Raw genomic sequence first — 11,633 nt, 5'->3', positions numbered from 1 at the left:
AGCGTCTTACAATGGCGTAAAGCACCAAATGTTACGACATAGTTGGTGGTAATAGTTCGAGATTAACAGGCAGTGATGCCGATGATAAAAGGAATATTGTAACGTGGAGTATCAAGTAGCAGCCGATGCGTTGCACGGTAAAGTCATTCTGGTTACCGGTGCGGGAGATGGTATTGGTCGTCAGGCCGCGCTCAGTTACGCTCAACACGGTGCAACGGTTATCTTGCTTGGACGCACAGTCAAGAAGCTAGAAAGCGTTTACGACGAGATTGAAGCCGCAGGTTATCCGCAACCCGCGATTATCCCTCTAGACATGCTAGGGGCGACGCGTCAGCACTATCTGGATATGGTCGACACCATTGAACAGCAGTTTGGTCGCTTGGACGGCGTTTTACACAATGCGGGTCTGTTGGGTGTGCTGAGTCCATTCGATCAAATCGAAGAGAAAGCCTACGACGATGTCATGCAGGTGAATGTGAAAGCGACCTTCTTGATGACACAGGCTATTATGCCTTTGATTCAGAAATCAGAAGACGGCCGCGTCGTGTTCACGTCCTCCACCGTGGGGCACTCTGGTCGCGCTTTCTGGGGCACCTATGCGATGTCTAAGTTTGCTACTGAAGGCATGATGCAAGTGCTAGCCGACGAGCTGAGCAACACTACCGTGAAGGTGAACGCCATCAACCCAGGCGGTACGCGCACCAAAATGCGTGCGTCTGCATTCCCCGCAGAAGATGCGAACAACCTGAAAAAGCCATTGGACATCATGCCATTGTATCTTTACTTAATGGCACCAGAGGGCAAAGATATAAACGGTCAGTGCATCGACGCACAGCCTAAATAACACCGCCTAAAAACGACAAAAGCCAGCATTTCTGCTGGCTTTTTTGTATTTCATAACCCTAACGGATTAGCGAGGCTTGCGACCGGTATGTTGCTTCTGACGAGAAGAAGACTGGCCTGAAGACTTACCTGCTGGTTTGCCTGGACGACCACCACCGCCTACGCGCTTGCCTTGAGCAGGTTTACCCTGACCAGCAGCTGGCTTGCCTGGCTGACCACCACGACGTGTGTTGCGAGGCTTGCGGCTTTCGCCAGACTCAACACGTTCTTCGTGACGACGCACTGCACGACGGATTTTCTGAGCACGAGATTTAGGCTTTCTGGTTTCAGTTTCCAAGAAGGTCTCTTTCTCTGCACGAAGATCTACCATTTCACGCAGGTAGTTAACTTCTTCCAGACCCAGTTCCATCCAACCGCCACGAGGCAGGTCTTTGTTCAGGTAGATGTCGCCGTAACGAACACGCTTCAGACGGCTAACCGTTACGCCTTGGGTTTCCCACAGACGACGAACTTCGCGGTTACGACCTTCGGTGATCACAACGTAGAACGTGTGGTTTGAACCTTCACCACCAGCGTAAACCACGTCTTCAAAACGTGCTTCACCATCTTCCAGCTCAACACCGCGAACCAGGTTGCGAACCATCTGCTCGTTCACTTCACCAAATACACGAACCATGTATTCACGTTGAACTTGACGGCTTGGGTGCATCAGTCGGTTTGCCAATTCACCATCAGTGGTGAAAAGCAGCATACCAGAGGTGTTTGCATCCAGACGACCAACGGCCACCCAGCGCGCACCATTTAGACGCGGCAAACGATCGAATACAGTACGACGACCTTCTGGGTCGCTACGCGTACACAGTTCACCTTCTGGTTTGTTGTAAGCCAGAACACGACATACTTGCTCAGAAGATGCAGAAATCTGCACGCTGTGACCATCAACACGCACGTGAGCGGTAAGGTCTTCAAGACGATCGCCCAACTTTGCTACAGCACCGTTAATGCTGACTCGACCAGCCTGAATCATGCTCTCGATTTCACGACGTGAACCAAGACCTGCACGGGCTAGCACCTTCTGTAATTTTTCGCTCATTTACTGATACCTTACTGTCGCCTTCACAGGCGTCGATGTCGGAAAAATACGCTCAAGATTCGTAACATCAGCGAATCTGAGGCAACGGCGTATTATGCCAGTTAGCAAAGCCGTTCACCAAGCGATTTCGTTTTTCTAACACGAAACAGAAATGGAAATTAAACTTTGCATTTACCCTGACAAATCAGTGTTAAACGCAAAGTTTAATTTTATACATTCAAAGAAAGCTTATTCGAACGGGGCAGGATCGCCTGTACCACGACGGAGAATCACAGGTTCATCATCGCTCATATCGACAACCGTTGTCGGCTGCTCACCCAGATAACCACCATTCAAGATACAATCAACCGCATGTTCTAGCTGGTCGCGGATCGCCTCTGGATCCGATTCGGTGTAGTCGTTACCCGGCAAGATCAACGATGTCGACATCATTGGCTCACCCATTGCTTCCAACAGATCCAATGCGATCTTATTGTCCGGCACACGAATACCAATGGTCTTACGTTTTGGATTTAGTAGGCGACGCGGTACCTCTTTCGTTCCTCGAAGGATGAAAGTGTATGGTCCCGGCGTGTTGTTGCGGATCAAGCGGTAAGCCGTATTATCAACACGGGCATACAGCGACAGTTCCGAAAGGTCGCGACACAACAGTGTAAAATTGTGTTTGTCGTCCAATCGACGAATACGACAAATGCGCTCTAGTGCTTGTTTGTTTTCTAGCTGGCAACCAAGCGCATAACCCGAATCGGTCGGATAAACAATCACACCACCGTTACGCACTATCGCGACCGCTTGATTGATCAGACGCGCTTGTGGGTTTTCTGGATGTACATAAAAAAATTGGCTCACACTTCCTCCTCGTGTGGCTTGGTCTCACGGCTGAGTTCAGGTATTGACCATTTTTCCCAGATTTCCGAGCAGCCTTTCGGCAAGTATAAATTACGTCCCAGTTCTAGCCAGGGAGATGGATAATGGAAATCTGAACCTTGGGATCCCGCGAGTCCAAACTGAATAGCATAGTCTGCAAGTAGACGACGTTCATTGGGTGACTGTTGAGGTTGCGCCACCTCCATGCCATCACCGCCTGCATCTACGAAGGTTTGTAGTAATCTTTTCAGCCACTTGGCTGTTAGTTTATATCTACCTGGGTGAGCAAGCACCGCTTGTCCGCCCGCTTTGTGAATCGTATCTACTGCTTCTTGAATCGTGCACCAATTTGGTGGCACATACCCTGGGTTTCCGCGAGTAAGATACTTCTTAAATACGGCCTGCATGTTCTTTACATGCCCCTGCTCCACCATCCAGCGTGCAAAATGGGCGCGCGTCAGTGGCACATCACCCGCGAGGGCTTTCGCACCTTCTAAGGCACCGGGCATACGTTGTTTTTCCAGTCGGTCTGCGATCATTTCTGCGCGAACATCACGTCGCTGACCTTGTTCCTGAATCAGAGAAAGCAAATCTTCGTTTGTTGGATCGATGTTCAACCCAACAATGTGGATGTCTTTGTTTTCCCAAACCGTTGAAATTTCAATGCCATTAATAATATGCAAAGGAAGGTTGTGTTCAGAAACAGCTTGCTTTGCAGCCTCCAACCCTCCTACTGAATCGTGGTCGGTGATCGCAAGGACATCAACGCGAAACTCAGCAGCACGTTTTACCAAATCCTCTGGGCTGAAACGCCCATCAGACGCTGTTGTGTGGCTATGTAAATCAAATAGCATTTATTTTCTTCAATTTGTTGCTTGACTTTACCCTCACACACTAGTTAACTAGTACATGATTACGAACACAAATGGATTGCGTCTTCATGGTACAGCATAACCTCATTCAACAAACAGCACTGATTGTATGGTGGTGGCACTCCCTATAGCGGGCGGTGTGATGAGTTATTGCGAAAGAAAGACGTCACCAAGCCCGCATAACGCGGGTTTTTTTGTATCTCATTTTTGACCGTCACCTCGATGAAAAATACTAACTAGACGGAAAGTAAGAAGGATTCTGACAATGATAATTGTACTAAAGCGAGAAGCGACAGAAGCACAAGCGAAGGCCATCCTCTCAAAAATAGAGGCCGCTGGTCTGAAACCGCTTTTCATGCCAGGCGTTGAGCGCATCGTTCTTGGTGCACTGGGTGATGAACGCGTTTTGCAAAAACTGCATTTGGACAGCGACCCTATCGTTGAAGAAGTCAAACCTATCCTCACCAAATACAAAATGGTGTCTCGCGATGTACAAGCTCACGACAGCGTTGTCCGCATTGGAAATGTGGCGGTGGGTGGCGACAAATTCGCCGTTATCGCTGGTCCTTGCTCTGTCGAATCAGAACAGCAGTTAATGTCTGTGGCTGATGTTGTTAAAGGCCACGGTGCCGTTGCCCTTCGCGGCGGCGCATACAAACCACGCACCAGCCCTTACGATTTTCAGGGCATGGGCGTTGAAGGCCTGAAACTGCTGAAAAAAGCCAGCGAAGCGACGGGCATACCAACCGTGTCAGAAGTCATGGAAGTCAGCCAAGTAGATTCACTTTGTGAATACATCGACTGCCTACAAATTGGCGCGCGTAATATGCAAAACTACGGATTGTTAAAAGCGGTAGGTGAAACAGGTAAACCGGTCTTGTTAAAACGTGGACTTTCCGCCACTATCGAGGAATTGTTGCTGGCCGCAGAATATATCTATGACGCTGGCAACCCGAACATCATTTTGTGTGAACGCGGCATCCGTACTTACGAAACCGCTACCCGCAATACACTCGACCTCAATGCCGTCGCCTACATCAAACAACGCAGCCACTTGCCTGTTGTTGTCGATCCAAGCCACGGCACGGGTGTTCGAGAGCTGGTTATCCCGCTGTCACGCGCCGCTGCAGCAGTTGGCGCAGACGGCATTATCGTAGAAAGCCACCTCAACCCAGCGGAAGCACTGTCAGATGGTCATCAAGCACTGACGGGCTCGATGTTTGCGCAATTGATGCAGGAACTGAAACCATTTGTAGAAGCAGCAGGGAGAACGCTGTGAAAAACCACGCTTTAAAACAAGGCGAACTCGACGTATTGAGCTTGGATGTGCCATACGTCGCAGCACCAACCGAATTGTACGCGGCGGTCTGTAAAGACCGTCCACACAGCTTACTGCTTGAATCTGCCGAAATTGATTCCAAGCAAGACCTCAAAAGCCTCATGCTTATCGACGCTGCGATGCGCATTGTTTGTCGCGGCAGAACCGTTGAGCTAGAAGCGAAAACAAAAAACGGGGCCAACGTCCTTGACGCTGTTGGAGCTGCTATCAAAGCCCAAGGCTTGGCAGTGGAGCAAAAGCGAGAAGCTGACCTTCTTACTTTGCATTTTGAGCAAGAAAACCGCACCTTGGATGAAGATGCACGTCTTCGCCAACCTTCCCCATTCGACGCTCTGCGCCTCGTACAACAAGCCTTTAAGCTAGATGGTTTGCCAGACGAAGCATTGATGATTGGTGGCCTTTTTGCCTATGACTTGGTGGCGCAGTTTGAGCCACTGCCAGAGGTGGAACAAGGCAACCGTTGTCCTGACTATCTGTTTTACGTGGCTGAAACGCTGCTGATCATCGACCACCAGCGTCGCAAAGCGAAGCTTCAAGGCACGCAGTTTGGCGGCACAGCTACCACTGAAACCTATTTTGATTTAAGCCGTCGCTTACAAGCGATCAAAGAAAGCTGCATTCACCCAACGCAAATGCCAGAGGCTGAAAAGCTGGCAAGCTGCGACATGAATGTTTCAGTCAGCGATGAAGATTTCTGTGCTGCGGTTAACGAGCTAAAAGGTTACGTCGTTAAAGGCGACGTGTTCCAAGTGGTACCAAGCCGCAAATTCACCTTGCCTTGTCCATCACCGCTTAACGCGTATCTCAAGCTCAAACAAGGTAACCCAAGTCCTTACATGTTCTACATGCAAGATACCGACTTCACCTTGTTTGGCGCGTCGCCGGAAAGTGCGTTGAAGTACGGTAAAGATACCAACCAAGTTGAAATCTACCCGATTGCCGGTACTCGCCCTCGTGGCAAGAATGCGGACGGCTCCATCAACTTAGATTTGGACGGTCGTATTGAGCTGGAACTGCGCAACGATACTAAAGAAAAAGCCGAGCACATGATGTTGGTAGACTTGGCGCGAAACGATGTGGCACGTATTAGCGAACCCGGCACACGTTATGTCGCGACTTGCTTCAAGTCGACCGCTACAGCCACGTAATGCACCTTGTGTCTCGTGTTGTCGGTCAGCTTCGTGGTGATTTGGATGCACTGCACGCGTATCAAGCATGCATGAACATGGGCACCCTGACGGGCGCACCGAAAATCCGTGCGATGCAGCTCATTCGTCAATTCGAGCAAGGCCGTCGCGGAAGCTATGGCGGTGCCGTGGGTTACCTCACCGGACACGGTGATATGGACACCTGTATCGTGATCCGTTCTGCGTATGTAGAAGATGGTGTTGCTCAGGTTCAGGCCGGTGCTGGCGTAGTCTTTGATTCCATTCCACAAGCGGAAGCTGATGAAACGCGTGGTAAAGCCCAAGCGGTTATCACGGCTATCAAAGCCGCACACACGGAGGCACAAGCATGAGCAACGCAATGAATGCACATATTGTGCTGGTCGATAACTTTGACTCCTTCACTTACAACTTGGTTGATCAGTTCCGCTCGCTCGGTTACCCGGTCACTATTTATCGCAACAGCCTGTCCGCAGAGCAGATTGCCCACGCGGTCGATGAGCTTGAAAACCCAGTTGTTGTATTGTCACCCGGCCCTGGCGCTCCGTCTGAAGCGGGCTGTATGCCTGGGCTGATTCAAACACTCAAAGGCAAAGTGCTATGATTGGTATTTGCCTAGGTCAACAAGCCATTACCGAAGCGTATGGCGGTGAGGTATCCGGCGCGGGTGAAATCGTACACGGCAAAGCGTCATTGATGACGCACAACCAACACCCTGTTTTTGGCAACATCGAAAGCCCACTGACCATTGCGCGTTACCATTCTTTGGTCGCCACCAAAGTGCCGGAATCACTGGATGTGATTGCCGACGTCGATGGTCTGGTGATGGCAGTAGTAAACGACGCCGATCGTGTGGTCGGTTTTCAGTTCCACCCAGAATCAATACTAACAACAAAAGGAGCAGACCTGCTCACTCACACAATCAGTTGGGCCACGCAAACACGCTGATGGACATTAGGGAATTAGGAGAGAACTTATGGAAGCAATAATCAACAAACTCTACGACCAGACGACTCTGACTCAGGACGAAAGCCAACAGCTGTTTGACACCATTATTAAAGGCGAACTGGACCCTATCCTGCTCGCTTCTGCGCTAACAGCACTGAAAATCAAAGGCGAATCGCCAGAAGAGATTGCGGGTGCGGCCTCTGCGTTGACGGAGAATGCCAACCCATTCCCATCACCAGACTATGACTTTGCCGACATCGTTGGCACAGGTGGTGACGGTGCAAACACCATCAACATCTCAACAACAGCAGCGTTTGTTGCTGCTGCGTGTGGCGTAAAAGTGGCCAAACACGGCAACCGCGGCGTATCGAGCAAGTCAGGGTCTTCCGATCTTTTGGCGGCTTTCGGTATCGATTTAGCGATGAGCCCAGAAACCGCACGCAGCGCATTGGATGACCTCGGCGTATGTTTCTTGTTTGCACCGCAATATCACAGCGGCGTGCGTCACGCGATGCCAGTTCGCCAGACCATGAAAACACGCACCATCTTCAACTTGTTGGGCCCATTGATTAACCCAGCCAAACCAACTCTCGAACTGATGGGCGTTTACGACCAATCACTGGTTCGCCCTATCGCAGAAACAATGCTCAACCTTGGCCTTAAGCGCGCCGCAGTGGTTCACGGCAGTGGATTGGATGAAGTCGCGATTCATGGCGAAACCACAGTGGCAGAAATCAAAGACGGTCAAATCACCGAATACACCTTAACACCTGCAGACTTTGGCGTTGAAACCTACCCACTGGAAGCCATCAAAGGTGGCGAGCCAGAAGAGAACAAAGCATCATCAGCAAAATTCTGCAAGGCAAAGGCACTGATGCACAACACGCAGCAGTCGCAGTGAACGTTGCACTGCTGCTGCGCCTGTTTGGTCAAGAAGATCTCAAAGCTAATACGCAAAAAGCGCTGGAAGTTATGAATAGTGGTAAACCGTTCGAACTTGTTCAGCAACTTGCATCACGGAGCAACTAATGGAAACGGTACTCGCAAAAATCGTTGCGGATAAAAAAGAGTGGGTCAAAGCGCGCAAAGCAGCGCAGCCTCTCGACAGCTTTATTAATGATGTACAGCCTAGTGACCGCAGCTTTTATCAAGCACTGTCGGGAAAACCGGCCAAGTTTATTCTTGAGTGTAAAAAGGCGTCCCCATCGAAAGGCTTAATCCGCGATGATTTCGATTTGAATTACATCGCAGGCGTTTATGGCAAACACGCAGCAGCCATTTCTGTTCTGACTGACGAGAAGTATTTCCAAGGCAACTTTGATTTCCTTCCTGTCGTGCGCAGCCAAGTGCCGTGTCCCGTGCTTTGCAAAGACTTCATGGTCGACACCTATCAGGTTTACTTAGCACGTTTCCATCAAGCAGATGCCATCTTGCTGATGCTTTCTGTATTAAACGACGATGAATACTGTGAACTGGCAGAGGTTGCACACACCCTGAATCTCGGTGTGCTGACGGAAGTGAGTAACGAAGAAGAACTGGCTCGCGCTATCGCGCTGGATGCCAAAGTCGTGGGAATTAACAACCGCAACCTTCGTGATCTGAGCATCGACCTTAATCGCACCAAAGAACTGGCACCTCAACTACCTGAAGACCGTATCGTGATTTCTGAGTCTGGGATTTATACCCACCAGCAAATTCGTGAACTGGCACCTTTTGCTAACGGCTTCCTTATCGGCAGCTCGTTGATGGCGGAAACCGATGTAGAACAAGCTGTTCGCCGCGTGCTTTACGGAGACAACAAGGTCTGCGGCCTGACCCGCGCCCAAGATGCGAAAGCGGCTTACGACGCCTATGCCAACTATGGCGGCCTGATTTTCGTCGAAAAGTCACCGCGATACGTAGATATTGAAGCAGCCCGAAAAGTGATGGAAGGCGCACCGCTACAATACGTCGGTGTGTTCCAAAACCACGATATCGAGCACGTTGCTCACACCGCAAATGCATTGAACCTTCATGCGGTGCAACTGCACGGCGAAGAATCAGCGGATTATATCGATAGCCTTCGCACCAAACTGCCAGCAGACACCCAAGTTTGGAAAGCACACGGTGTGAATGAAACATGTCCAGAGCTGCTGGACAATGTTGACCGTAACCTACTAGACAGCCGTGTTGGCAATCAAAGCGGCGGAACAGGCACCTCGTTTGATTGGTCACTGATCCCAGATGATCGCAAAGACACGTTGATGATCGCGGGCGGACTAAACAGTGACAACGCCAAAGAAGCTGCAGAGCTTGGCTGTATCGGATTGGATTTTAACTCGGGTGTTGAAGACATGCCGGGTCTCAAAGACAGAGAAAAATTGGACGCTGCGTTTTCAGCACTGAGAGATTACTAAGGACTGTTATGACTAAGTTGAATGCCTACTTTGGCGAATTCGGTGGCCAGTACGTGCCACAAATTCTGGTCCCAGCGCTGGACCAGTTAGAGCAAGCGTTTATCGACGCGCAGAGCGATCCCGAATTCCAACAAGAATTCATTTCACTGCTTGAAGAGTACGCAGGGCGCCCAACCGCGTTGACCCTGTGTCGTAACCTTACCAAGGGCACGAAGACCAAGCTGTACCTGAAGCGTGAAGACTTGCTGCATGGCGGCGCACACAAAACCAACCAGGTACTGGGTCAAGCTCTGCTCGCTAAGCGTATGGGTAAGAAAGAAATCATCGCAGAAACCGGTGCTGGTCAACACGGTGTAGCAACCGCCCTCGCCTGTGCGCTGTTGGATCTGAAATGTCGCGTTTATATGGGTGCAAAAGACGTTGAACGTCAAAGCCCGAACGTATTCCGCATGAAACTGATGGGTGCAGAGGTGATCCCTGTGCATTCGGGTTCTTCAACACTCAAAGATGCTTGTAACGAAGCACTGCGTGACTGGTCTGCAACCTATGAAGATGCACACTACCTGTTAGGTACCGCGGCTGGCCCACATCCATTCCCAACCATCGTCCGTGAATTCCAAAAGATGATTGGCGAAGAAACCAAGCAGCAGATCCTCAACATTGAAGGCCGCCTGCCTGATCACGTGATTGCTTGTGTAGGTGGTGGTTCGAACGCTATCGGTATGTTTGCTGATTTCATCGAAGAAACCAACGTAGGTCTTATCGGCGTTGAGCCAGCAGGTCTAGGCTTAGACACGGATCAACATGGCGCGCCGCTTAAACATGGCAAGCTCGGTATCTTCTTCGGTATGAAATCACCATTGATGCAAGACCCGAATGGCCAAGTTGAAGAATCATATTCTGTTTCTGCAGGTCTCGACTTCCCATCAGTCGGTCCACAACATGCTCACCTGAATGCTATTGGACGCGCTGAATACGTTGCGATTACCGATGACGAAGCACTGGATGCGTTCCAAGAGTTGGCGCGTCATGAAGGCATCATTCCAGCTCTGGAATCTGCTCACGCGCTCGCTTATGCCCTCAAAATGGCAAAAGAGAACCCAGAAAAAGAACAACTGCTTGTCGTTAACCTGTCAGGTCGCGGAGACAAGGACATCTTCACCGTGCACGACATTTTAAAAGAAAAAGGAGTGATGTAATGGCTGCCACCTTGTCTCACCGCTATGACGCGATGTTTGAAAAATTGGATGCAAAAGGTGAAGGCGCATTCGTTCCTTTCGTCACCATCGGCGATCCAAACCCAGCGCAATCACTGCGCGTAATTGAAACCCTGGTTGAAAGCGGTGCCGATGCCCTTGAGCTTGGCATTCCGTTTTCAGACCCACTGGCAGATGGCCCAACCATTCAAGGTGCCGCCATCCGCGCGTTGGATTCTGGTACCACGCCAGATAACTGCTTTAGCATTCTGAAAGACGTTCGCCAACGCTACCCAGATATCCCGATGGGACTTCTGATGTACGCCAACTTGGTGTTTGCAAACGGTATTGATAACTTCTATGCCAAATGCGCCGAAGCTGGCGTAGATTCTGTGTTGATTGCAGACGTACCTGCAGGTGAATCTGCCGAGTTTCGTGAAGCAGCAACCAAGCACGGTGTTCACGCGATTTTCATCGCACCGCCAAACGCGAACGATGAAACACTGAAAACCATTTCTGAACTGGGTGGTGGTTACACTTACCTGCTATCTCGTGCGGGTGTCACTGGTGCTGAAACTAAAGCGGGTAAGCCTATCCATCACCTTTTGGAGCAGCTAGCAGCATTCAACGCACCTCGTCCACTGCTTGGCTTTGGTATCTCAGAGCCAGCGCAGGTCAAAGAAGCGATTACTGCAGGAGCAGCGGGTGCTATCTCAGGCTCAGCGGTGGTGAAAATCATTGAGCGAAATGTTAGCGATGAAGCCAGCATGCTCAAAGAGCTCGGTGAGTTCGTGGCTTCCATGAAGGCTGCGACCGCGAAGTAATCGGATAATCTATCCTTTAAAGGCCAGCATCATGCTGGCCTTTTTATTATCTCGAAACAGTTCTATTTGCCGTTCACGTTTTATCTGGC

8 protein-coding genes, 3 pseudogenes and 1 other annotated feature are annotated in these 11,633 nt (G+C 50.3%); of the genes and pseudogenes, 8 read left to right on the top strand and 3 right to left on the bottom strand.

Translation table 11 applies throughout. The features are described 5' to 3' along the window. Positions 1-103: 103 nt before the first annotated feature. Complete coding sequence (locus tag ATN88_RS14330; protein WP_067417136.1) at positions 104-844, top strand: YciK family oxidoreductase; 741 nt, start codon at positions 104-106, stop codon at positions 842-844. A gap of 66 nt (positions 845-910) precedes the next feature. On the opposite strand, the gene rluB is transcribed toward ATN88_RS14330, so the two are convergent. The 3 genes from rluB to rnm all read right to left on the bottom strand — a co-directional run bounded on the left by rluB (position 911) and on the right by rnm (position 3,657). Then, a complete protein-coding gene (gene rluB / locus ATN88_RS14325; protein WP_067417133.1) occupies positions 911-1,936 on the bottom strand; it encodes a 23S rRNA pseudouridine(2605) synthase RluB in 1,026 nt (341 codons plus the stop codon). A gap of 228 nt (positions 1,937-2,164) precedes the next feature. After that, positions 2,165-2,785, bottom strand: a complete 621-nt coding sequence (locus tag ATN88_RS14320; protein WP_067417129.1) for an L-threonylcarbamoyladenylate synthase — start codon at positions 2,783-2,785, stop codon at positions 2,165-2,167. Then, positions 2,782-3,657: an RNase RNM gene (rnm, locus tag ATN88_RS14315; protein WP_067417126.1), complete on the bottom strand. Its 876-nt coding sequence runs from the start codon at positions 3,655-3,657 to the stop codon at positions 2,782-2,784. The genes ATN88_RS14320 and rnm overlap by 4 nt, the downstream gene beginning before the upstream one ends. A gap of 122 nt (positions 3,658-3,779) precedes the next feature. After that, positions 3,780-3,873: a sequence feature (Trp leader region), on the top strand. A gap of 67 nt (positions 3,874-3,940) precedes the next feature. Between rnm and aroF the strand changes: the two genes are divergently transcribed. The 7 genes and pseudogenes from aroF to trpA all read left to right on the top strand — a co-directional run bounded on the left by aroF (position 3,941) and on the right by trpA (position 11,544). Next, positions 3,941-4,954, top strand: a complete 1,014-nt coding sequence (gene aroF, locus ATN88_RS14310; protein WP_067417123.1) for a 3-deoxy-7-phosphoheptulonate synthase — start codon at positions 3,941-3,943, stop codon at positions 4,952-4,954. Continuing rightward, positions 4,951-6,533: pseudogene (locus tag ATN88_RS14305) on the top strand (anthranilate synthase component 1). The gene aroF and the pseudogene ATN88_RS14305 overlap by 4 nt, the downstream one beginning before the upstream one ends. Then, positions 6,530-7,128, top strand: a pseudogene (locus tag ATN88_RS14300) (aminodeoxychorismate/anthranilate synthase component II). The pseudogenes ATN88_RS14305 and ATN88_RS14300 overlap by 4 nt, the downstream one beginning before the upstream one ends. A gap of 28 nt (positions 7,129-7,156) precedes the next feature. Further along, positions 7,157-8,157, top strand: a pseudogene (gene trpD / locus ATN88_RS14295) (anthranilate phosphoribosyltransferase). After that, positions 8,157-9,524, top strand: coding sequence for a bifunctional indole-3-glycerol-phosphate synthase TrpC/phosphoribosylanthranilate isomerase TrpF (gene trpCF, locus ATN88_RS14290; protein WP_067417120.1), 1,368 nt, complete (start codon positions 8,157-8,159; stop codon positions 9,522-9,524). The pseudogene trpD and the gene trpCF overlap by 1 nt, the downstream one beginning before the upstream one ends. Positions 9,525-9,532: 8 nt before the next feature. Further along, complete coding sequence (gene trpB / locus ATN88_RS14285) at positions 9,533-10,723, top strand: tryptophan synthase subunit beta (RefSeq protein ID WP_067417116.1); 1,191 nt, start codon at positions 9,533-9,535, stop codon at positions 10,721-10,723. Beyond that, complete coding sequence (gene trpA, locus ATN88_RS14280) at positions 10,723-11,544, top strand: tryptophan synthase subunit alpha (RefSeq protein WP_067417113.1); 822 nt, start codon at positions 10,723-10,725, stop codon at positions 11,542-11,544. The genes trpB and trpA overlap by 1 nt, the downstream gene beginning before the upstream one ends. The last annotated feature ends 89 nt before the right edge of the window (positions 11,545-11,633 follow it).

The organism is Enterovibrio coralii, assembly GCF_001559595.1.
Lineage (GTDB): Bacteria > Pseudomonadota > Gammaproteobacteria > Enterobacterales > Vibrionaceae > Enterovibrio > Enterovibrio coralii.
The sequence above is the reverse complement of the archived record's forward strand: the minus strand, read 5'-3'. Positions and strand labels throughout refer to the sequence as shown.